The sequence below is a fragment of the Paraburkholderia dipogonis genome (assembly GCF_042680985.1).
GTDB classification, from domain to species: domain Bacteria; phylum Pseudomonadota; class Gammaproteobacteria; order Burkholderiales; family Burkholderiaceae; genus Paraburkholderia; species Paraburkholderia phytofirmans.
Genome location: NZ_JBHUFR010000016.1, coordinates 155,794 through 177,410, shown reverse-complemented (window position 1 = coordinate 177,410; position 21,617 = coordinate 155,794). Strand labels below are relative to the sequence as shown.

At 64.3% G+C, this 21,617-nt stretch carries 19 protein-coding genes; 3 read left to right on the top strand and 16 right to left on the bottom strand.

The window, feature by feature from the left end; translation table 11 throughout:
• Positions 1–3 precede the first annotated feature (3 nt).
• The 6 genes from ACFSNN_RS21005 to ACFSNN_RS20980 all read right to left on the bottom strand — a co-directional run bounded on the left by ACFSNN_RS21005 (position 4) and on the right by ACFSNN_RS20980 (position 6,594).
• Positions 4–579: a TMEM175 family protein gene (locus ACFSNN_RS21005; RefSeq protein WP_012433615.1), complete on the bottom strand. Its 576-nt coding sequence runs from the start codon at positions 577–579 to the stop codon at positions 4–6.
• 136 nt (positions 580–715) lie between these two features.
• Positions 716–1,066 carry a cupin domain-containing protein gene (locus ACFSNN_RS21000; protein ID WP_134455587.1) on the bottom strand — a complete coding sequence of 117 codons (351 nt, stop codon included), beginning with the start codon at positions 1,064–1,066 and terminating at the stop codon, positions 716–718.
• A 27-nt stretch (positions 1,067–1,093) separates the two neighbouring features.
• Positions 1,094–2,494, bottom strand: coding sequence for an FAD-containing oxidoreductase (locus ACFSNN_RS20995; protein ID WP_134455586.1), 1,401 nt, complete (start codon positions 2,492–2,494; stop codon positions 1,094–1,096).
• Positions 2,495–2,630: 136 nt separating this feature from the next.
• A complete protein-coding gene (locus ACFSNN_RS20990) occupies positions 2,631–2,819 on the bottom strand; it encodes a hypothetical protein (RefSeq protein WP_012433618.1) in 189 nt (62 codons plus the stop codon).
• A 222-nt stretch (positions 2,820–3,041) separates the two neighbouring features.
• Positions 3,042–5,348 carry a putative bifunctional diguanylate cyclase/phosphodiesterase gene (locus ACFSNN_RS20985; protein ID WP_134455585.1) on the bottom strand — a complete coding sequence of 769 codons (2,307 nt, stop codon included), beginning with the start codon at positions 5,346–5,348 and terminating at the stop codon, positions 3,042–3,044.
• A gap of 388 nt (positions 5,349–5,736) precedes the next feature.
• Positions 5,737–6,594 carry an SH3 domain-containing protein gene (locus ACFSNN_RS20980; protein ID WP_377689071.1) on the bottom strand — a complete coding sequence of 286 codons (858 nt, stop codon included), beginning with the start codon at positions 6,592–6,594 and terminating at the stop codon, positions 5,737–5,739.
• 303 nt (positions 6,595–6,897) lie between these two features.
• Between ACFSNN_RS20980 and ACFSNN_RS20975 the strand changes: the two genes are divergently transcribed.
• Positions 6,898–7,482, top strand: a complete 585-nt coding sequence (locus ACFSNN_RS20975; protein WP_134455584.1) for a lysozyme inhibitor LprI family protein — start codon at positions 6,898–6,900, stop codon at positions 7,480–7,482.
• Positions 7,483–7,596: 114 nt separating this feature from the next.
• On the opposite strand, the gene ACFSNN_RS20970 is transcribed toward ACFSNN_RS20975, so the two are convergent.
• Together ACFSNN_RS20970 and ACFSNN_RS20965 are read right to left on the bottom strand one after the other, a co-directional pair.
• A complete protein-coding gene (locus ACFSNN_RS20970; RefSeq protein ID WP_208949453.1) occupies positions 7,597–8,139 on the bottom strand; it encodes a nucleoside deaminase in 543 nt (180 codons plus the stop codon).
• A gap of 43 nt (positions 8,140–8,182) precedes the next feature.
• A complete protein-coding gene (locus ACFSNN_RS20965) occupies positions 8,183–9,313 on the bottom strand; it encodes a BMP family ABC transporter substrate-binding protein (protein WP_134455583.1) in 1,131 nt (376 codons plus the stop codon).
• A 267-nt stretch (positions 9,314–9,580) separates the two neighbouring features.
• On the opposite strand from ACFSNN_RS20965, the gene ACFSNN_RS20960 reads away from it, so the two are divergent.
• Entirely contained in the window at positions 9,581–10,330 is a 750-nt protein-coding gene (locus ACFSNN_RS20960; RefSeq protein WP_134455582.1) for an SDR family oxidoreductase, read from the top strand.
• Between the two features lie 29 nt (positions 10,331–10,359).
• Here the strand turns inward: ACFSNN_RS20960 and ACFSNN_RS20955 are convergent, their stop codons facing one another.
• Both ACFSNN_RS20955 and ACFSNN_RS20950 read right to left on the bottom strand, forming a co-directional pair.
• Positions 10,360–10,692 carry a helix-turn-helix domain-containing protein gene (locus ACFSNN_RS20955; RefSeq protein WP_134455581.1) on the bottom strand — a complete coding sequence of 111 codons (333 nt, stop codon included), beginning with the start codon at positions 10,690–10,692 and terminating at the stop codon, positions 10,360–10,362.
• A gap of 20 nt (positions 10,693–10,712) precedes the next feature.
• A complete protein-coding gene (locus ACFSNN_RS20950; RefSeq protein ID WP_377767333.1) occupies positions 10,713–12,155 on the bottom strand; it encodes an aminotransferase-like domain-containing protein in 1,443 nt (480 codons plus the stop codon).
• A 169-nt stretch (positions 12,156–12,324) separates the two neighbouring features.
• On the opposite strand from ACFSNN_RS20950, the gene ACFSNN_RS20945 reads away from it, so the two are divergent.
• On the top strand, positions 12,325–14,640 hold the full coding sequence (locus tag ACFSNN_RS20945; RefSeq protein WP_134455580.1) for an FdhF/YdeP family oxidoreductase: 2,316 nt from the start codon (positions 12,325–12,327) through the stop codon (positions 14,638–14,640).
• 3 nt (positions 14,641–14,643) lie between these two features.
• Here ACFSNN_RS20945 and ACFSNN_RS20940 read toward each other — a convergent pair whose 3' ends face one another.
• From ACFSNN_RS20940 to ACFSNN_RS20915, 6 genes are all read right to left on the bottom strand, one after another.
• Positions 14,644–15,147 (bottom strand): M48 metallopeptidase family protein, encoded by a 504-nt coding sequence (locus tag ACFSNN_RS20940; protein WP_134455579.1) that lies wholly within the window; start codon positions 15,145–15,147, stop codon positions 14,644–14,646.
• 19 nt (positions 15,148–15,166) lie between these two features.
• Entirely contained in the window at positions 15,167–15,799 is a 633-nt protein-coding gene (locus ACFSNN_RS20935; protein WP_134455578.1) for a hypothetical protein, read from the bottom strand.
• Between the two features lie 191 nt (positions 15,800–15,990).
• Positions 15,991–16,299: a hypothetical protein gene (locus tag ACFSNN_RS20930; RefSeq protein ID WP_134458758.1), complete on the bottom strand. Its 309-nt coding sequence runs from the start codon at positions 16,297–16,299 to the stop codon at positions 15,991–15,993.
• A gap of 94 nt (positions 16,300–16,393) precedes the next feature.
• Positions 16,394–17,572 (bottom strand): alanine racemase, encoded by a 1,179-nt coding sequence (gene alr / locus ACFSNN_RS20925; RefSeq protein ID WP_134455577.1) that lies wholly within the window; start codon positions 17,570–17,572, stop codon positions 16,394–16,396.
• A 19-nt stretch (positions 17,573–17,591) separates the two neighbouring features.
• Complete coding sequence (locus tag ACFSNN_RS20920) at positions 17,592–19,442, bottom strand: hydantoinase B/oxoprolinase family protein (protein ID WP_134455576.1); 1,851 nt, start codon at positions 19,440–19,442, stop codon at positions 17,592–17,594.
• Positions 19,439–21,562, bottom strand: a complete 2,124-nt coding sequence (locus ACFSNN_RS20915) for a hydantoinase/oxoprolinase family protein (RefSeq protein ID WP_134455575.1) — start codon at positions 21,560–21,562, stop codon at positions 19,439–19,441. The genes ACFSNN_RS20920 and ACFSNN_RS20915 overlap by 4 nt, the downstream gene beginning before the upstream one ends.
• Between the last annotated feature and the right edge of the window lie 55 nt (positions 21,563–21,617).

The following is a 21,617-nucleotide window of genomic DNA, read 5'->3' as shown; positions in this document are numbered from 1 at the left end:
CGCTTACGATTCCAGCACGTGTTCGATGCGCCGGTCCGGCACCAGCCACCACGCGGCGGCGAGCGTATAAAGCGCGGCCGAAACCCATGGCACGACAAACGCCAGCGCGATGCCTGTCAGATAGATCACGACCGAAACCTTGCCCTTGAAATCGTTGCCGACGGCTCTCGCGAGCGCCGAGTCCTTGCCGTGCTCGCGAATCAGCACGCCCATCAGAATGAAATACGCGATCGACGACATGAACAGCACCACGCCGTACATCGCGGTCGGCCAGGAAGCCAGGTGGTTTTCGCCGACCCAATGCGTAACGGCGGGCAGCAGCGACAGCCAGAACAGCAGATGGAGGTTGGCCCACAGCACCGCGCCGTTGACCTTCTGCACGGCATGGAACATGTGATGATGATTGTTCCAGTAGATGCCGACATAGATGAAGCTCAGCACGTACGCGCAAAACACTGGAAGCACAGGCCGCAGCGCGGCGAGATCGAAGCCCTCCGGCACCTTCAGTTCGAGCACCATGATCGTGATGATGATGGCGATCACGCCATCGCTGAAGGCTTCGACACGTCCCTTGCCCATCGGTTGAATTCCTGATGATGAATGCGGTTGCGCGCACCGTTCGCCCGCATTCCGCAGACGACCCACGCCGTTGCCGATTATCCGCGATGGCCCGACGCTTTGTCGATGCGCCTGATCGATCGGCAGTTTGCCGAGGTCAGGTCGGAGCGTCGTCCGGGTAATAGACGGCGAGCCACACGCAGGGTTCCTGCTCGCTCGTCCATGCCACACGATGCCGGCAATGCGCGGCGATCAGCACGTGATCGCCGGCCTTCATCGGGTGAGGCCCGGCCTCGCCTTCGAATTCGAGCGCCGCCGCGCCGCTCAGCAGCACGACCCACTCGGCGCGCGAACTGTCGTACCAGAAACCCGGCGCGCTGGCGTGGCCCATCGAGACGATCCGCTCGATGCTCACGCCGCCCTCTTCGACGAGCGCATCGATCTGCTCGTCCGCGTCCGCGGATGCATCGTGATCGAACAGATTGCCGCTTTGGATTGCGCGCATCATCGTATGTGCTCCGCTCGTGCGCGCCGCTCACTTCATGGGCTTGAGTCCATCGAGCAAGGTCGGGATGAGTTCGCTGATGGTCGGGTGAATATGCATCGCGTACTGCAAGGTCGGATACGGCGCGCCCGTCGTCATGATGTCGATGAACGTGTGAATCGCCTCGTCGCCTTCGATGCCGTGAATCGCCGCCCCGAGAATCCGTTTGCTCTCCTGGTCGACCATCACCTTCATGAAGCCGTCGGTTTCGCCGCGTTCGCGCGCGCGGCCCACGCGTGTCATCGGCATGGTGGCGATCAGCGCGTCGCGGCCCGACTTGCGCACCTCGGCCTCGGAAGCGCCGACACGCGCGAGCGGCGGATCGACGAACACGGCATACGCCATGATCCGCGTATCGACGCTGCGTGAGCCGCCGTCGAGCAGATTGGCCGCGACGATCTGATAGTCGTCGTAGGAGGTGTGGGTAAAGGCGCCGCGCCCGTTGACGTCGCCGATCGCCCAGACGCCCGGCACGTTGGTGCGCAGCTGGCCGTCGACGGGAATCGTGCCGTGCTTGTCCACTGTGATGCCGGCGGCGGCGAGGCCGAGGTCGTCGGTATTCGGCTCACGGCCGGTCGCGAACAGCAGGTGCGACGCCTCGAGCGCGGGAATGTTCTGCTCGAAGCCGACGCACACGTCATTCTCGCGATGCGGATGCGGCTCCACCCGCGAAGGCTGCACATTGAAGCGAAATTCCACGCCTTCGCGCGCGAGCACCTTCTGCACGGAATCGGCGAAATCGGTGTCCTCGCGCGTGAGCAAACGCTCGCCGCGCACTAGCACGGTCACCTGGCTGCCGAAGCGGCGAAAGATCTGCGCGAATTCGAGCGCGATATAACTTGCGCCGACGATCACCAGATGACTCGGCAATTCCGTCAGATCGAGCAGGTTGGAGTTGGTGTAGTAGCGAATCCGCTCGAGCCCGTCGAGCGGCGGCACGACGGCGCGCGTGCCGGTATTGATGAAGACTTCGTCGGCGCTGATCTCGTCGAGCAGATTGCCGTCCGGTCCGCTGATAGCGAGTGCGCGCGGTCCGGTGAAACGCGCGTGGCCTTTGAACACGCTCACGTTCTTCGTGCCGCGCAGCCATGCTTCGACGCCGTCGCGCGACTGCCCAATGACCTTGTCCTTGCGTGCCTTGACGGCGTCCAGATCGACGCTGATCGCGCCGCCCACCTGCACGCCGAGTTCCGCGCAATGACGCGCGACATGGGCCGCGCGGGCGCTCGCAACATAGGATTTGGTCGGCGTGCAGCCGACGTTCACGCAGGTACCGCCAAAGGCAGCCCGTTCAATAACCGCTGTTTGGCGGCCGCTTTGAGCGAGACGCACGGCGAGCGGGGAGCCGCCTTGTCCCGTACCGATCACAACTGCGTCGAAGTGCTGTGGCATGGCAACTCTCCCGAGGCTGGGGTGCTGGTCGTAGCATCTTACGCTTCGCCTCTGGAATCACCACGTTGTGCTGCTCACTACTGCCGCCGATTGTTGCGGATTGTTGCGGATGACTGCTATTTTCCGTCCGTTGTGCTCAGGCGTGGCAATGCACGGCGCAGATCAGTTCGCGCGAACGTTGCAGCGCGGCCTGCGCGCCGCGTGACGCCATTACCCAGCCGACCTGGCCGAGATTGAAATCCTGCGACACCATCACCTGCATGAGGGCAACCATCGGCAAGACCACCGACGGCCGGTAAAGCTGGTCTCTGATTAAAGCTGGCATGACAACTCCCATCGCACGACGCCGTTTCGGCATCGCGCTCAATTTTCCTTTCGATGGGAGGATTTTAGGGAGACCAGCCTCGCGGATAAATAGCGCGAACGCGAAGTCACTTGTCCGGCAAACCGAACAATCCCGTCGGGATGCGCGCGCCGCGCGCCGTGCAAGCCGGCATTCGCAAGCGCGGCAAGGGGTCCGGGCTTGCGTGCGGAACGGCCGGCAGGTTCAGGAGGCGTCGGCGACGTTGAGCTGTGCGTCCCACAAACCGCGGGCATAGGCACTGGCCCCGACCGGACGGCTGTAAAGATAGCCCTGCTGCTTGTCGCAATCGATCGCGCGCAGAAACGCCGCCTGTTCGGCGGTTTCCACCCCTTCGGCGGTGACGTTCATGCCGAGCGAGTGCGCCATCGCCACCACGGCCTGGGTAATCGCAATCGAATCGCGATGATCCGGCAAACCCGCGACGAACGAGCGGTCGATTTTCAGGTTATGCAGCGGGAAACGCTTCAGATACGACAGCGACGAATAGCCGGTACCGAAGTCGTCGACGGAAATGCGCACGCCCATGGCGTTCAGCGCGCTCAGCATCGGCAGGACGGTTTCGCTGTCGCTCATCAGCAGCCGTTCGGTGATCTCCAGCTCCAGCGCCGTCGGCTCGAGCCCGGACTGCGCGAGACAGCGTTCGATCCGCTCCACCAGACCGTCGTTGAACTGCCGCGGCGACAGGTTCACCGCGACGATCAGCTCCGGCGCCAGCGTGCGCCGCCATTGCGCCACCTGCTCGCAGGCGCGCGCCAGCACGAAGTCGCCGATCTCGACGATCAGCCCGGCATCTTCGGCCACGGGGATGAATTCCCCCGGCGACACGTTGCCCAGCTCGCTGTTGTACCAGCGCAGCAGCGCTTCCGCGCCGATCGTGCGGCCGTCGCGGCTGTCGACGATCGGCTGGTACACGAGGCTGAGTTCGTTGCCGGCGAGCGCGCGCCGCAGCGATTGCTCGATCGTGAAGCGGCGCTGCAGATGCTGATTCAGCTCGGCGGTGAAGAACTGGAAGTTGTTGCGGCCGCGCTGTTTGGCGTGATACATCGCCGAATCCGCGTTGCGCATGAGCGTGGCGACGTCCTGGCCGTCTTCCGGAAAACGGCTGATGCCGATCGACGCGCCCAGGTAGTACTCGTTGTCCGCCACCGCGAACGGCACCGCGATCATGTCGAGAATGCGGCGCGCGAGGCCGATCAGATGCCCGGTGTTTTCATACGCGCTGATCACGATCACGAATTCGTCGCCGCCCACGCGCGCGAGCGTGTCCTCGGGCGAGATGCACGCCGAGAGGCGCTCCGCCACGCTGCAGAGCAGGGAGTCGCCCGCCTCGTGGCCCGCCGTGTCGTTGACCTTCTTGAAGCCGTCCAGATCGACGAACAGCACGGCGACGCTCGCCAGCTCGCCCATCCCGGACGACATGTCCGGCGTGAACAGGTCGCGCATCCGCTCGGTGAGATAGGCGCGGTTGTAGAGGCCGGTGAGCGAATCGCGGGTGGCGAGGAACTTGAGCTGGCGCTGCGCCTCGCGCACGGGTCCGATGTCGGTGAACGAGATCAGCACCGAACCGGGTTCGCCCTCGCCCGGCTTCATGATGGGCACGACGTTCTCGGTGATCCAGACGATGTCGCCGCCGATCAGCTCCACGCCGATCGTCACGCCGAGCACCGGTTTGCCGGTGCTCAACACTTGCGCGGTCGGGCGGGCGGCGTCGATGACGAGCGAGCCGTCTTCGTGATACGCGCGCACCATCACCGTATGAATACTGCGGCCGACGATCTGCGGGGTGGCGCGCAAGATGCGCTGCGCGCTCGGATTGCAGGCGAGCACGATGCCATCGCGCGACTGCACGACGATTCCTTCGATCAGATGATCGACCACCAGCCGGTGATGCTCCTCGCTGTGCGCGAGGCGCTGGACCATGGTGTCCTGATGCACGGCGAGACCGACGCTGTGGCCGATGTCGCGCAGCATCGCTTCTTCCTCAGCGCCCGGACGGCGCGGCACGCGGTAGTAGACCGCGAAGGCGCCGAGCACCACGCCGGAATCGTTTTCAAAGGGCACCGACCAGCAGGCCCGCAGGCCGATCGGCAATGCGAGGTGCCGGAAGTCGGCCCACAGCGGATCGGTTTCGATATCCTCGACGACGACGAGGCGCCGCTCGTACATCGCGGTGCCGCACGAGCCGACCCGTGGACCGATTGCCGTGCCGTCGATCGCCGCGCTGAAATGCGCCGGCAGCGACGGTGCGCCGCCCACTCTGGCGTGCACGCCGTCGGCGTCGAGCAACAGGATTGAACAGGACGCGCCTTCGCCCAGCAGCGCTTCGGCGCGGCGGCATACTTCGTCAAGCAATTCCGGCAGCGGCGTGTTGCGGGTGATCAAGCGCAACACCGTGCGCTCCGACGCCACCACTCCTTCGGCGAGATTCGATCCATAGCGGCCTTCAGGCGCTGCTTCCAGCTTGTTTTCTGATGTCGCTTCGCAAGTCATATGTGCGCCCCCTAACCCGACATCGGCAACTTAGTGTACGCGGCACACCGGGGTTTACGCGAGGCCGGCGAATTTAATTCGTCGCGGATGGGAGACGGCTTGCCGAATCGGGCCGGTTGATGGCCTTGGAGAAACCGCGCAAAGGCCTTGCTGGAGCGGGCGATGGCGCTTTGGGCGGGCGCCGCGCGGGCAGCGTTATAGGTTTCCCCGCTTTTGCGAGTCGGAACCCGAATCACGCGGGGAAGCTGCGCGGCGACTTGCCTCAAGCGTGTGATCGCGCCCTCGGCGCGCGCCGCGCCGGGAGGGTTTCGGGTTCTGCCGCCGCCTGTTGCGGAGGCAGAACCCGACTCATGCCGGGACGCTTCGCGTCGACTTGCCTGGATCGCGCTCAGCCGTGTTGATCCGGCGGGCGGCCACCCCCACCGCCGCCACCGTGTCCGCCGCCCTGTCCTTCACCGCCGTTACCGCCGCCCGGCGGTCTGCCTCCGCCGCCTTGCGGAGGACCGCCTTGAAGGCGGCCACCCGTGTTGCCTTGTGAACCATCGGGTGGCCGTCCGCCTGCATTGCCCGATGGCCGACCACCGGGTGGCCGCCCACCCGCATTACCCGATGGCTGACCACCCTGTGGCCGTCCGCCCGCATTGCCTGGTGGCTGCCCACCCGGCGGACGCCCGCCAACGTTCCCTGGCGGCGGCCCACCCGGCGGTCTTCCTCCGCCGTGCCCCGGAGGCGGCCCACCCGGCGGCCTTCCCCCGTCATGCCCCGGCGGCCTTCCCCCCGGCGGCCTTCCCCCGTCATGCCCCGGCGGCCGTCCCGCGCCCGGCCGCGGTGGAGGTGGCGGCGGATGATGCGCCCAGCGCGATTGCTGGCCGTACCAAGGCCGGCCGCGATAATAGTCGCCCCAATACGCGCCGATGGAGAACGTCACGATCGGCAGCCCGATTACCATGCCGTAGTTCATCACCGGCACATTGGCGCCCTGATACGGATAGCTGAGCGAGCCTGCATACACCCAGCCGCGCAAGTTCGGCGCGGCGACATCGCACCATTGATAGTTGCTGATGCACCCCATCACGCTCAGCGGCACCCCGCCTGGCAATTGCGTCACGACCGGGTAATCCGGCGCCGGGCCCGCGCGCACGTTGACGGTGGTGTTGGTATAGGCCTGCGACTGCGCGCAAGCCACGGCGGGCAAGGCCAGCACGCCGGCCGCCGCGTACAGACATCGAACGAGGTGTTGTTTCATTCTTTCTCCCGTTTCAAGCGCCGCGTGTCCTGCCGGCCGGTCCTGCTGATGTAGTGAGTGCTTGTGGTCCCTGCGCGGTGCGCCGCGCCGCCATGTAGCGCCGTGCGATGCATCCGGTTACAGGCGAGTTGCACGGCACATGCCTGAAAGCGTTCAGTCAAGCGCCCCGTCGATTCCCGCCGTCCCCGTGAGGCAAGATTTGGTAACCACCCACCTGAAGTCACGCGTTTTTCGGGCGTCCGTGTTCAGGCATCTCGGCCGATCATCCATTGCATGAAAAAGCCATGCACTTTCGGGACCGCAATGACCATCATCCGCCCACTTCTGATCGCCGCGCTGATGCTCGCGCATCCAGTCGCCCAGGCCACCAGCTTCGACTGCAACCGGGGACGCTCGCTAACCGAGAGGATGATTTGCAACGACCCCGCCCTCTCGAAGCTCGACGACACGCTGGGGCAACTGTACTGGAAAGCGCGTCGGCGGGTCAGCAACCGGCGCGCCTTTCTCACCGACAGCGACAGCAAATGGGCATGGCGTGAAGCGAACTGCCGCGATGCGGCGTGTCTGGGGACGTGGTACGCAACGCGTATCGAGGAACTGCAGACGCTGATCGAAGGGATGCAAACCCAAACCGGAACGCCGCCGCCATCCACCACGCCCGCCGAGCCCGACACGCGACGCAGGCCGCTCACGGCCCCCGCACAACCCACCGAGGTGGCGATGCGTCAGTGCACGGCGGCGAACCCTGGAATCGTGGTGAACGAGCAGTGTTCCAGCGTGCTCAAGGCGACCAGCGGACAGTGGAAACATCAGCCGCGCGGCGGCGACTGGTTCTGCGGCGTCGCGATGCTGGCGCCGGCGCAAATGCAGGCCGACGCCGCGCAATGACCAAAGCATGCTTTGCATGTCGGCTCGGCGAGGCCAGGCACTCAAGCAGGGGTGCAAACATCGCGCTTCTCTCTCCCGCAAGCGCACCAAGCACACCAGGCACACCAGGCACGCCTAGCGGCTGCTCCAGAATCCGCGCTGCACCGCCATCACCTCGGCTTCCACTTCGGGCACCGGCCCGATCACCTCGACCGGTTTCTGGCAATGATCGAAGACATACCGGCAATCCAGGCTCATGGTCGGATTCTCGGCGTGATCGCCGGTCGCCTCCAGCAAGCGCTTCTCGGTCATGCCGAACACCACCCGGCCGATGTTGGCCCAATACATCGTGCCGGCACACATGCAGCAAGGCTCGACTGACGTGTACAGCGTGCAGCTCCACAAATACTCAGGCGTGAAGTTCAACGCCGCCACGCGCGCCAGCACCGACTCGGCGTGATTCACCGTGTCGACGTTGCCCTGCTCCATCAGCACCGTCTCCTGGTCGGGTCCGACCAGCACCGCGCCGAACGGATGATGTCCCAGCAGCGTCGCCCGCTCGGCCACCCGGCTCGAATGCCGCAGATGCCGCACGATCTGCTCGTGCGTGGGCGTCAAACCCTGCGGCGGATAATTGGCGGCCGCTGCGGCGGCCTCCGTCGAAACCGTCAGACTCACGGGCGATCTCCTTAAATAATAGTTAGATTAGCGAAGCAAATTTTTACTTGGGCAGCGAGCCGTCCACGCCCTGCACGAACCAGTTCAAACGCAACAGTTCCGGATCGCTCAGCGACTTGCCGGCGGCGACCTTCACCGCACCGGACTGATCCATGATCGGACCGGCAAAAGGATTGAACTTGCCGGAGATGATGTCATCGCGCTTCTGGCTCAAAGCCTTTTGCGCGGCCGGCGAAACAGCTTCGGTGTTGATGTCGGCGAGGTCGATCGCTTTCTCTTTCAGCCCCCACCACACCGGCGAATTGTTCCAGGTGCCCGCCATCACCTGATCGACCAGGTGCGTGTAGTACACGCCCCAGTTGCTCACGCATGCGCCGAGTTGCGCATTCGGCCCGAACTTCTTCATATCCGAGTCCCAGCCGAACGCATGCACCTTCTTCTGCTCGGCGGTCTGCATCGTCGCCGTCGAATCGGTGTTCTGGATCAGCACGTCGGCGCCCTGGCCGATCAGCGTTTCGGCGGCCTGCTTTTCGCGGCCCGGATCAAACCAGCTATTGATCCACACCACCTTCACGCGCGCATTCGGATTGACCGAGCGGGCGCCCATCGTGAACGCGTTGATGTTGCGCACCACCTCCGGCACCGGCACGGAGCCGACAAAGCCGAGCGTGTTCGATCTGGTCGTATAGCCCGCGACGAGACCCGCCAGATAGGCGCTCTGATAGGTGCGCACGTCATAAGTGGCGAAGTTGGCGGCCTTCTTGTAGCCGGTGGCATGTTCGAACACGGCGTCGGGGAAGTCCTTGGCGACCTTCAGCTCGAAATCCTGAAAGCCGAAGCTCGACCCCACCACGATCTTGTTGCCCCTGGACGCCAGATCGCGGAACACGCGCTCCGAATCCGCCGACTCCGGCACGTTCTCGACGCGCGTCACCTTGATCTTGTCGCCGAACTTCGCCTCGAGCGCTTTCACGCCCTGTTCGTGCGCGTAGGTCCAGCCGGCGTCGCCCGGATTGCCGAGGTAGACGAAGGCAATGCCGACCGGCTGCGTGGCGGCGGCGGACGCCCCCGCTGCGCTGAATGCCAGCGTCGCGCCAAGCGCCGCAACGAGGACGGTTCGGACGGCTTTGATGCGCAGTGAATGATTCAGCGCTCGCGCCAGCGTTGTTTTCATGGATTCTCCGAAGATGGTTGAAGGTGCCTGCCCCAGCGCTCGGGATAACCCGGGCAAGGCTCCAGCATAGGGGGCCATATTCGAAGGTCAATTTCAGCGGAAAAATTATTTCCCGTTATTCCGCCCATAACTAAGCTCGTATTTTGGTATGGTCATAAACATGTTCGATACTTTCGAACGAGTACGTCGGAGAAATGGTACGGCAAGGCCGCCGCGCAGGCGCAATATCACTCTCACCAACCCGCAACACTCTTTCGGAGATTCAAAATGACTCGCTTCCAAGGTAAGTCGGTTCTCGTCACCGGCGGCAGCAGCGGCATCGGCTTCGCGGCCGCCAAGGCATTCGCCGATGAAGGCGCCCGTGTGGTGATCACCGGCCGCGATGCCGACGCCCTCGAAACGGCAAGACAGGCGCTCGGCGCCGATGCCGTCGCGGTGCGCAACGACGCCGGCTCGGTGGCGTCGGCGCGTGAACTGGCGGCTGCGATCAGCGCCGCCGGCATCCGCCTCGACGCGGTGTTCGTCAACGCCGGCACCGCGAAATTCGCGCCGTTTCCGGACGTCGACGAAGCCTTCTGGGACGCGATGTTCAACACCAACGTCAAGGGCGCTTACTTTCAGATTCAGGCGCTGCTTCCGTTGCTCAATCGCGGCGCGTCGATCGTGATCAACGGCTCGATCAATGCGCATATCGGCATGCCGGCGTCGTCCGTGTATGCGGCGAGCAAGGCCGCGGTGATTTCGCTGGCGAAGACGCTTTCGTCAGAACTGCTGCCGCAAGGCGTGCGCGTCAATGTGGTGAGTCCCGGCCCGGTGCAGACGCCGCTGTACGGCAAGCTCGGCCTCGACGCCGCCGCGCTCGAATCCACCGCCGCGCAGATTCTCGGCCAGGTGCCGGTGGGCCGCTTCGGCACGCCGGAAGAAATCGCCTCGACCGTGCTGCATCTGTCGGCGCCGGAGTCGGCGTTTATCGTCGGTACGGAAATCATCGCCGACGGTGGGATGAGCCAGCTTTAAAGCCACGCTCAGGCGAGCCGCGCTCGCGGTCAGTGAAGCTTCGGCTGCGGCTCCGCCTGATCCTCGTCGGGCGCATCGCCGTCGCCGTCGCCGTTACCGTCGCCGTCGCCGAACAACTCGCCGCACAGACTTTGGCCCAGCTCGCTCAGGCGCGCCGTGCCCGTGCCTTCCTCGTTGAACGTCGTGTCCACCAGACCGCCGTCGACGAGCGCCGTCAACTGCCGCCGCAAGCCGCTCATTGGCACGCCGGCCTGCTTCGACAGTTTGGCGAGCGACCACGCGCCGCCCGGCGTTTCCCGATGCGCGCGCCACAATTGCGTCAAGATGGCGACCAGCACCGGATCGAGTTCGTCGTCTTCCATAGTCAGTGTCTCCTCCTTTTTTACGCCATCTGCATGACCAGTTCGCCGAGCGTCTTCAAAGCCGCTTCGGTCTGCGCGGTCCACGGATAGCTGTAGTTGAGCCGGATGAAGTGGCGAAAATCGTTGCGCGTCGAAAACATCATGCCCGGCCCGACCGTGATGCTGCGCGCGAGCGCCGCCTGGTAGAGCCGCATCGAATCGACCCGCTCGGGCAGTTCGACCCACAGCACGTAGCCGCCCTGCGGCGTCGACATGCGCGTGCCAACCGGAAAAAACCGCTGCACCATCGCCATCATGATGCTGGCCTGCTGCCGATAAACCTTGCGCACGTGCCGCAGATGCCGATCGTAGCCGTCCTGCCGCAAATAATCGGCGACCGCGACTTGCGGCACCGAAGGCGTGGTCAGCGTATTGAGAAACTTCAGCTTCTCGACCTGGGCGCGATAGCGTCCCGGCAGCGCCCAGCCGATCCGGTACGACGCGGTCAAACTCTTCGAAAACGACGCGCAGTGCAGCACCAGCCCCTTCGCGTCGAAATTCTTCAGGGTCTGTGGCCGCGTCTCGCCGAAGTAAAGCTCCTGATAGACGTCGTTCTCGATCACCGGTATTTCGTGCGCCGCCAGCAGTTCGACCAGCTGCCGCTTGCGTGCATCGGGCATCTGGAAACCAAGCGGATTCTGGAAGTTCGGCATCACCATGCAGGCCGCGATCTTCTGTTCGGCGATCACTTGAGCCAAGGCCTCGATATCGATGCCGTGAAGCGGATGCGTCGCCACCTCGATCGCGCGCATGCCGAGGCGCTCAATGGCGTGCAGCATCGCGTAATAGGTCGGTGATTCGACGGCCACCGTGTCGCCGGGTTTGGCGACCGCCTGCAAGCTCAGGTTGATCGCTTCGGTCGCGCCGAGCGTGATGACGATTTCATCGGGATCGACTGGCGCGCCGTTCTCGGCATAACGCCGGGCGATCTGCCGAATCAGCTCGGGGTTGCCCGGCGGCAGATCGTCGATCAGATTCCAGCTCGCATGGCGTCGCGCGATCGCGTTCGCGTACTGGTTGATGCGCCGCCACGGGAACAGCGACGGATCCGGATACGGCGAGCCGAATGGCACGGCGTCGTGCGCGCGGATGCTGCGCAGAGTCGACAGCACGAGGCGGCTTACGTCCACCGCCGCGGCCACCGGCGGTGTGTGCGGCGTCTGCGGCGGCAAAGGGCGGCCCGGCCGCGGCTCGTCGAGCGCCACGGCCCGCGCCGCCGCGTCGCGCACGAAATAGCCCGACTGCGGCCGCGTTTCGACAATCCCCCGGCTTTCCAGCAACGCGTACGCGTGCAACACGGTCTTGATACTCACGCCGTGCTGCTGGCTCGCCTGCCGCACGGACGGAATCCGCTCGCCCGCCGCGAACACGCCGCGGCGCACGGCTTCGGTCATTTCATCGGCGAGTTTTTCGTACAGTTTCAAGGACTTGAGTCGCGCGAAAGCGTGGGCTGAAGCGCCAGTCTAGGGCAAAACCGGTCAACTGTATCCCTTCCCTTTCCAATTTTCTGTATGCTGCGCCCTTTTTGGAACACAGTAGGCTTGCACCTATCGGCTCAACAGCCTCGTCCAAGCCCGATCCGGCGGCAACATCATGAAGAAACCCGAAGCTCGCATCGAACCCTATACGCACCCCGCCGCCGGCTGGGGCGCGCTCAAGTACGTCGCCCTCAACCTGCTCAAGGAGAAGGTGACGGGCGGCGACTACCGAATGCTGTTCAAGCAGAATCAGCCGAATGGCTTCGACTGCCCCGGCTGCGCGTGGCCGGATCGCGAGCATGCGTCCACCTTCGAGTTCTGCGAAAACGGCGTGAAGGCCGTGGCCGCCGAGGCGACCAGCAAACGCGTGACGCCGGCGTTCTTCGAGCAACATACGATCGCCGAACTGATGACGCAGTCGGACTTCGAACTCGAACAGCACGGCCGCCTGACCGACCCGCTCGTCTACGACGCCGTGAGCGACCGTTACGTGCCGATCGGCTGGGACGAAGCGTTCGACCTGATCGCCGATCACCTGAAGCGGCTCGACGATCCGGACCGCGCCGCCTTCTACACCTCGGGCCGCGCGAGCAACGAAGCCGCTTTCCTGTACCAGCTGTTCGTGCGCATGTACGGCACCAACAACTTCCCCGACTGCTCGAACATGTGCCACGAGGCGACCAGCCGCGGTTTGCCGCATACGGTGGGCATCGGCAAAGGCACGGTCACGCTCGACGACTTCGAACACGCCGACACGCTGCTGATCTTCGGCCAGAATCCGGCCACCAACCATCCGCGAATGCTCGGCGAACTGCGTGAGTGCGCCAAGCGCGGCGCGACCATCGTGTCGATCAATCCGCTGAAGGAGCGCGGCCTCGAACGCTTTGCGAGCCCGCAGCATCCGGTGGAAATGCTGACGATGGGCAGCACGAAGATCAGCTCCGTGTTCATTCGCCCGAAAGTCGGCGGCGATTTCGCGCTGATCAAGGGCGTCGCCAAACGCGTGATCGAGCTCGACGACGAAGCGTTGGCGTCGGGCCTGGAACGCGTTCTGGATGTCGCGTTCATCGCCGAACATACGGTCGGCTTCGACGCCTTCGCCGATGACTTGCGCGCCGAGAACTGGGACACGATCGTCGCCGAAGCCGGCGTGCCGTTCGAAGACGTGCTGCAACTCGCCGACATCTACGTGAAGGGCCGCGCCGTGATTTCGACGTGGGGCATGGGCCTCACACAGCACAAGAATTCGGTGCCGACGGTGCAGATCCTGTCGAACCTGATGATGATGCGCGGCAATATCGGCCGCCGCGGCGCGGGCCTGTGCCCGGTGCGCGGCCACTCGAACGTGCAAGGCGACCGCACGGTCGGCATCGAAGAAAAACCGACTGAGGCGTTTCTCGACAAACTCGGCGAAGTCTACGATTTCGAACCGCCGCGCGAGCACGGACTCGACGTCGTCAACACGATTCAGGCGATGCTCGACGGCAAGGTGAAGGTGTTCATCGGCCTGGGCGGCAATTTCTCGATCGCGACGCCCGACACGCCGCGCACATGGGAAGCGATGCGTTCATGCGACCTCACCGTGCACATCACGACCAAGCTGAACCGCAGCCATCTCGTCCATGGACGCGACGCGCTGATTCTGCCGACGCTCGGCCGCACCGAAATCGACTTGCAGAACGGCGTGGCGCAAGGCGTGAGCGTCGAGGATTCGATGAGCATGGTGCATATCTCGTACGGCATGAACAAACCGGCGTCGGAGAATCTGCTGTCGGAAATTGCGATCGTCGCGCGCATGGCGCATGCGACGCTCGGCAGCGCGAAAGTGGATTGGCTCGCGCAGGCCGCGGACTACTCGCTGATCCGCGACGGCATCGCGCAAGTGATCGAAGGCTTCACCGACTACAACGAGCGCTTGAAGAATCCCGGCGGCTTCCACCTCGGCGTGGCGTCGCGCGAGCGGATCTGGAAAACGCCGAGCGGCAAGGCGCAGTTCCTGGTGCACGCAATCGATATGGCCACGCCGATCCACCAGGCGCGCAAGGAACACGGCGAGCGGCTGATGACGCTGATGACAACGCGCTCGCACGATCAGTACAACACGACGATTTACGGTCTCGACGATCGTTATCGCGGCGTGTACGGACAACGCCGCGTGCTGTTCGCCAACAAGGACGACCTTGCGATGCTCGGCTTCGCGGCGGGACAACGCGTGGATATCACGAGCGTGTGGGCGGACGGCATCGAGCGTCACGCGGATGGTTTTCTGCTCGTGGAGTACGACATTCCGCGCGGCTGTCTCGGCGCTTATTACCCGGAGACGAATCCGCTCGTGCCGCTGTCGTCGGTCGCCGATGGCGCGGGCACGCCGACGTCGAAGTCGATTCCGGTGTTATTGAAGGCCTCCGAAGTCGAGGCGGTCGCGGCTTGATCATCAGACGGGCTTTTTTGCCAGTTCGCGCTGCGTCAGATAAAGACGCAGATCGAACTCGATCTGGTGGTAACCCGGTTGCATGAACTCGCACAGGCGGTAAAAGGCCTTGTTGTGGTCGCTTTCCTTCAGATGAGCGAGTTCGTGCACCACGATCATTCTCAGAAATTCCGGCGCCGCCGCTTTGAACAGCGAGGCGATGCGGATTTCTTTCTTCGCCTTCAGCTTGCCGCCTTGCACGCGTGAAATGCTCGTGTGCAGACCGAGCGCGTGACGCACGACGTCGAGTTTGCTGTCGTAGGCGACCTTGTCGATCTGCTCCGCGCTGCGCAGGTGTTCGCGCTTCAGATCGGCGCAGTAGGCGTACAGCGCGCGATCTGTTTGCACGTCGTGCGTGTTCGGATAGCGCGCGGCGAGGTACTGGCCGAGTTGGTCGTCAGCGATCAGCTTTTTGACTTTCTCCTGAAGCGTGGGCGAGTAGCCAGTCAAATATTTCAGGTGGGACATGGTTGCGCTCGGTACTCGCTCAAACGCCGCGGCGATTGTCTTCGCAATCGTCCCAATACCGAAGCGGATCGCGGTGATCCGGGTATTCCTTGTCCAGCCAGTCGGACAGAATCTTCCACTGCGGATGGTTCGGGCCGCTGCGCGTGTCCCAGAACGAATCCTTCAGGACGCTGTTGTTGCGGCCGCGATCCCGCACGACGATCCGGCAATGGTCGTTCGATTCATGGAATTCGGCCTTCAGGTAGTAGCGCGGCAGAATCTGCAATGCGGCGCCCTCCACGATGCGGCCCTGCGCACGAACGACGCCCGCGGATTCGATCCGCAAAACACCGTCCACGGATTTGTCCGCGCGCCATCCAACTGGCAGTCTGACCACGCATTCGCCTTTGCCCACTTTGATCCAGTCCATCCGCCAGACGCGGGCGAGCGCATCGCGCATGGCGGCCGCGTCCGCATAGCCGGGCGGCAGTTCGAACTGGCCCGGCACGACGACCAGTTCGTCCCCGCTCGGCGTCACGCTGGCGGGACTGTCGAACGGGTCGTTGTCGAAAGGATTCGAGGGCCGGCTGGCCGTGGTGTTGCTGGTGCTCGGCAAATCCCCGAAGAGGCTTTCGGCGGCACGGCGTGCGCGCTTTGATTTTTCGTTGGCCATTGATTTTCTCGGTTGGGGTTGGGTTGGCCTGGTGGGAAACACTCGTTATGCAGATCGACATGCAGATTGCATCAACCGAGCCGATGGCTTGAACCCCGGACGCCGAATCGGCGCCGCGGGTTCAAGCATGCAGAATCCGCTATTGTAGTTTTTCCAGCGGATGATCGTCGACAGCGCTGAAGAGAGAGCGATCAAACGCGCGGCAGGTCGTCGATGCATTTTTCGACGTGGGCGCCGGGGACATCCGTGTCGATCCCATCGTGGCCGTCTGTGTGGGAGACAGGCACGATCTTGGGCCCCAGAAACCGCGTGCCGCCGAGCGTAAAAAGGGACCAGACAGCATCGCCCCGACGGATCGCGGCGACGACTTCGGGCACTTCGACAATCGCCGTGGGGGACAGCCAGTCACGCGTCGACGGGTCGACGGGAGCCCATCGCACGTGAGTGATCCGGTCGCTCGTCGGGTTGATGCGAACGGCGTCTATGGCAAAAGTAGTCACATCGACCTCCATCATCCTGATAACTGGATTCCAGCATTATGCGCCGCTTAATCCGCCTGCGATCAGGTTGACGTGGCCGTGTTGTCTCCGCTCGTTATCGACGTTTTTCGCCGGCGTGGGCAGCCGCGCCGGCATCGACGTGCGGCAAGCTCCGCGCCAGCCGCGGGACCAGTTCCATGACCGGCAAGCGCAGCGTTTGCGCCAGCTCGTCGATCTCGATCGATTGATCGCCGTCACGCCCCAGCAGCGTGACGACGCTGCCGGTCCGCGCCTGCGCGATTTCGGTGATATCGATCACGGTATGTTGGAAAGAACGGCGCCCGAGAATACGCGCGGTCTGTCCGTGCACCAGCACGCGGCCCAGCGGCGGCACATGATTCAGCCCGTCCCAGAAGCCGATCGGCACCACGCCGATGCGCACAGCGCGTTCGAGCCGGATCGGTTCCGCGTAGCCGATCCCGAGCACGGATCCGGCCGGATGCTCCTGAACGTGAATGATGCGTGCGCGCACAGCCCGCAACATCGGCCGCAGCGGCGCGCGCGCCATCCAGTCGGCGTCGAGCGCACCGTATAAAAAGCGCCCCGGGTCGACCGCCTGATACGCCAGATGCGGATGCGCCAGCATGACGCGCGAGCTCGCCAGCATCGTCGTCACGTTATCGAATCCCGCCGCGCGCGCGTCGGCCAGCGCGGCATCGAACACGCCGGCCTGCCGGCGCGTCACGTCGTCGCTCTCCGGCGAACTCAGATGCGTGTACACGCCTTTGAGCCGCACGGTCGATTGATCCCGCAGCGCCTCGAACGCGGCTTGCCATTGCGACGGCAGAAAGCCAAAGCGCCCGAAGCCGGGATCGATCTCGAGGAATGCATCGACGGCCACGCCGGCATCGATAAACGCGCGCAAACTTTCGTGACTCTGGATCGTCACCGTCAGTCCCAGCGCCGCGACCTGCGCCGCATCCTCCGGCAAGGTCGCGGCAAACAGCAGAATCTCGCGGTCGATGCCGGCGTTGCGAATCGCCACGCCCTCTTCCGGACTGCCGACGCAAAAGCCATCAACACCCGCTTGCGCCGCGAGGCGCGCAACATTCGCAGCCCCGAAACCGAAGCCGTCGCCCTTGCAAACGAAGTAGATTTTCGTGGCTCGTCCCACCAGCTCACGCGCGAGCGCCAGATTCGCCGCGATAGCGCCATAGTCGAGCTCGGCCCAGCTCGGACGCAGCAAGCGCACGCGTTGCGTGTCGAAGTCGGGCTCGATATTTGAAACGGACATGGATAACGCCCCGAAGTGGTCAGAGTTTGCCGATAGCCGCGGCATCGGCGCCGGTCGCTTGCAGGAACAGCGCCTCCTGCTTCGCGACGCGCTCCTGCCCGGAAAGCGTCTGCAACCGCTCACGCATCTCGGCGGTGCGCCGCGCGTCGATGTCGCGCCCCGCGCCTTCGAGCACGACGCCGTAGACTTCGCGCGCCATCTGCTCCGTGATGCGGTCGTCCAGCACGTCCTCGCGCACGGCTTGCGGCGAGCGCATCAACGGATCGCCATGGCCCGCGCCGCCCGCCGCGATATGGCAGAAGCGGTCGCCCTTGAGAAGCGCGGTCACGGTGCTCGGCATGGTCGGCAGCAACGTGCTTCGACCGTCGCGGGTCAGCAGGTTGAGCGACGGAGATCCACTCAACCCGCCATGCGAACCCGAAGGCCGATGCGCGCGCCGGTCCGAGCGCAGCCCGAGCAACGCGTGGTCGCTGCGCAATTCATAAGCGCGGCGCATGGCGAGGCCGCCGCGATGCCGGCCCGCGCCGCCCGAATCGGTGACGAAGCCGTACTCGGTGATCTTGAGCGGCAGACGTGCCTCGATCAGTTCGACCGGCTGATTCGACAGATTGCCGAGCGGATTCGCAATGCCCTCGCAGCCGTCATTGCGACCGCCGCCCCAACTGCCGAGCACGCCGTCGGTGATCAGCCAGTTGCCCGCGCGCGCGCCACCCTCGCCATCCTGACTACGCCCGGAAATCGACACGACCGACGGGCCGCCCTCACCCAGCGCCGGAATCGTATCCGGCACGATCTGCGCGAACGCGCCTTGCAACACGTCGAACATTCGATAAGCGATGATCCCGCGCGCCGCGCAGGCGGCCGGCTCCACCGGATTCACAATCGAGCCGCTTTCCGCGTAGACCTGAACGGGCCGCGAAAAACCTTCGCAGTTCGGCACATCGACGCCGATCGCGCAGCGCACCGCCGCATACGCGACCGATTGCGTGGTCGCGAACGGACCGTTGATCGCGCCCTGCACCTGCGCATCGGTGCCGGTCCAGTCGATGCGGATGGTGTCGTCCGCCACCGTCACCTTGACGCGAAACGCGATCGGCACAGGCGTATCGCCCAGGCCGTCGATGAAATCCTCGTAACGGTATTCACCATTCGGCATCGTGCCGATCGCCTGGCGCGTCAGGCGCTCCGCGTAATCGTGCAGCGCTTCGACCAGCCGCCCGAAACCGTCCGCCCCGTATTTGTCGAGCAATTGCACGAGTCCGCGCTCACCGGCCTTGCATGAGGCCACCTGCGCGCGCAGGTCGCCGCGCAACTGGCCCGGCATGCGCGAGTTCGTTTCCAGCAGCGTGACGAGCGCGTCGTTGACGGCGCCTGCATCGCACAGTTTCATCAACGGAATTCGCAAGCCCTCCTGATAGATTTCCGTCGCGCCGATCGCCATGCTGCCCGGCGCCATGCCGCCGATATCGGCGTGATGGACGATGGTCGCCACATAGCCTTCGATACGCGATTCGTAAAACACCGGCTGAATCAGATACACGTCCGGCAGATGCATGCCGCCCGACGTGTAGGGATCGTTCATGATGTAGATGTCGCCGGGCTTGCCCGCCGTGCCGAAACGGCGCACCACGTTGTCCATCGCGGCGGGAAACGCGCCGAGGTGAATCGGCAAGGTCAGGCCCTGCGCGATCACGCGGCCGGCGCGGTCGAACACCGCGGTGGAAAAGTCCATCGAATCGCGCACGATCGGCGAATACGCGGTGCGCAGCACGACGAGCGCCATTTCGTCGGCAATCGAGCCGAGCGCGTTCTTGACGATTTCAAGCGTGATGGCGTCGGTAGCCGCTGAAGCGGCCTGCTGGGTAGTCATACGGATTGCTCCAGAAACGTGATGACGATGTTTTCGTGGGCATCGACGCGCGCGCCGGCATTCGGCGGCACGACGCAGGTCGAGTCGTATTCTTCGACGATCAACGGGCCGGTCATCGGCGCGGCGCGCAGATCGGAGCGCGCGATCACCGGGGTGTCGATAAAGCCGTGGGTCTTGCCGAAATACGCGCGGCGCCGCACGGGCGCGCGCGCACCCGGCGAACCCGCCCGGCTGCCGCCGGCGCGTTGCGCGTCGTAGGCGCGGTCTTTCTGCGAGCGCAGCGAACCGACCGCGCGCAGATTGACGAGTTCGATCACCTCGTCCGTGGAGGCGTGGCCGTAGGTACGTTCGTGTTCCGCATGAAACGCGGCAGCGATCGGCACGATATCGAGCGGCTGACCGGCTCGCCATTCGATCGGCACGGTCAACTCGTAGGCCTGACCCGTGTAGCGCAAATCCAGCGCGCAGGTCACGGCGATATCGTCGAACGCATTGCCCTCGGCCGTCATATCCGCCGTGGCCCGCGCCACCAGGTCTTCGAGCGTGTTGGCCAATTGCTCCGCTGCGCAATGATCGAGGCGGCAGAACATCGTTTGCATGAACTCATGTTGCGTCGACGAGAACAGCAGACCAAGCGCGCTGAACACGCCGGGACTCGGCGGCACGATGACCGTCTTCATGTCGAGCAATTCGGCGATCGCATGCACGATCACCGGCCCATTGCCGCCGAAAGCGAACAACGCAAATTCGCGCGGATCGCGGCCGCGATATGTCGACACGGCTTTCACCGCGCGCGTCATCGTGGAGGCCGCGATCGAGAAAACGCCATAGGCCGCTTCGTAGAGATCCGTGTGCGTGGGCTCGGCGATCTGCGTGCGCATGGCCTCGAGCGACTTCTGCTGATTAATGCGCAACTCGCCGCCGGCAAGGAACGCCGGATTCAGATAGCCGAGCGTCAGCACAGCATCCGTGAGCGTCGGAATCGTGCCGCCCGCGTCGTAGCACACGGGCCCGGGCACCGAGCCTGCCGAATCCGGGCCGACCTTCACCAGCCCGCCCGCGTCGATACGCACCAGACTCCCGCCGCCCGCGCCGATCTCCGAGACGTCGATGAACGGCAGCTTGACCGCGTGCCCACCACCCTTGACGAGCTTGCTGCTGACATTGATGCCCGCACCGACTTCGTATTCGGTGGTGCGCGCCGGCTCGCCCTTCTCGATGATGGCCGCCTTCGCCGTGGTCCCGCCCATGTCCACCGTGATGCAATCGGCGTAACCCGACGCGGCGGCGACCGATGCGCCCGCGATGACACCGGCCGCCGGCCCGGACTCGATGATCGTGGCCGGCTTCTGCATCACCATCGCCGCGCTCATCACACCGCCGTTCGAATGCATGATCTGCACGGGACCGGTCATGCCGATGCCGCGCAGCTTGTCGATCAGCGAGTGCAGATAGCTCACCACCACCGGCCCGAGATACGCGTTGACGACGGTCGTGCTGGTGCGTTCGTATTCGCGGATCTCCGGCAGAATTTCGTGCGAGCAGGTCAGATAGATGGCGTCGCCCAGCACGCCCCGCAGCAGATCGCGAATGCGGATCTCGTGTTCGGGATTCGCATACGCATGAATCAGACTGATCGCCACCGCTTCGATGTTCTCGTCGGCGATACGTTGCGCGATGTCCAGCACTTGAGCATCGTCGAGCGGCGTGTCGATCGAGCCGTCGGCGAGCAACCGTTCATCGACCTCGTAACGATGCCGGCGTTTCGCGAGCGGCTCCGGTTTCTGATACGCGAGGTTGTAGAGCATCGGCACGCGCAACCGGCCGATCTCCACCACGTCGCGAAAACCGCGCGTGGTGATCAGCGCCGTGCGCGCGCCTTTGCCTTCGAGCACGGTATTCGTGGCGATGGTGGTTGCGTGAACCAGTTCGGTTATCTGGCGCGGTTGCGCGTCGAGCGAGGCGAGCAATGCCTGCAAACCCGCGACGATCGCGATGCCATAGTCCTGGGGCGTGGACGAAACCTTCCTCGTATGAATCACACCGTCATCACCGATCACGACGATATCCGTAAAGGTCCCGCCGATATCGACACCGGCCCGGTAAAGTCTTTCAGTCATTACACACCTTGCTTGTTAGTCGATGCGGCGCAAACGCGTGGCCGGTTTGCGCCCG

Coding starts and splice junctions, on each gene's coding strand:
- ACFSNN_RS21005 (WP_012433615.1), bottom strand. CDS start 579: ATGGGCAAGGGACGTGTCGAAGCCTTCAGCGATGGCGTGATCGCCATC.
- ACFSNN_RS21000 (WP_134455587.1), bottom strand. CDS start 1,066: ATGATGCGCGCAATCCAAAGCGGCAATCTGTTCGATCACGATGCATCC.
- ACFSNN_RS20995 (WP_134455586.1), bottom strand. CDS start 2,494: ATGCCACAGCACTTCGACGCAGTTGTGATCGGTACGGGACAAGGCGGC.
- ACFSNN_RS20990 (WP_012433618.1), bottom strand. CDS start 2,819: ATGCCAGCTTTAATCAGAGACCAGCTTTACCGGCCGTCGGTGGTCTTG.
- ACFSNN_RS20985 (WP_134455585.1), bottom strand. CDS start 5,348: ATGACTTGCGAAGCGACATCAGAAAACAAGCTGGAAGCAGCGCCTGAA.
- ACFSNN_RS20980 (WP_377689071.1), bottom strand. CDS start 6,594: ATGAAACAACACCTCGTTCGATGTCTGTACGCGGCGGCCGGCGTGCTG.
- ACFSNN_RS20975 (WP_134455584.1), top strand. CDS start 6,898: ATGACCATCATCCGCCCACTTCTGATCGCCGCGCTGATGCTCGCGCAT.
- ACFSNN_RS20965 (WP_134455583.1), bottom strand. CDS start 9,313: ATGAAAACAACGCTGGCGCGAGCGCTGAATCATTCACTGCGCATCAAA.
- ACFSNN_RS20960 (WP_134455582.1), top strand. CDS start 9,581: ATGACTCGCTTCCAAGGTAAGTCGGTTCTCGTCACCGGCGGCAGCAGC.
- ACFSNN_RS20955 (WP_134455581.1), bottom strand. CDS start 10,692: ATGGAAGACGACGAACTCGATCCGGTGCTGGTCGCCATCTTGACGCAA.
- ACFSNN_RS20945 (WP_134455580.1), top strand. CDS start 12,325: ATGAAGAAACCCGAAGCTCGCATCGAACCCTATACGCACCCCGCCGCC.
- ACFSNN_RS20940 (WP_134455579.1), bottom strand. CDS start 15,147: ATGTCCCACCTGAAATATTTGACTGGCTACTCGCCCACGCTTCAGGAG.
- ACFSNN_RS20935 (WP_134455578.1), bottom strand. CDS start 15,799: ATGGCCAACGAAAAATCAAAGCGCGCACGCCGTGCCGCCGAAAGCCTC.
- alr (WP_134455577.1), bottom strand. CDS start 17,572: ATGTCCGTTTCAAATATCGAGCCCGACTTCGACACGCAACGCGTGCGC.
- ACFSNN_RS20920 (WP_134455576.1), bottom strand. CDS start 19,442: ATGACTACCCAGCAGGCCGCTTCAGCGGCTACCGACGCCATCACGCTT.
- ACFSNN_RS20915 (WP_134455575.1), bottom strand. CDS start 21,562: ATGACTGAAAGACTTTACCGGGCCGGTGTCGATATCGGCGGGACCTTT.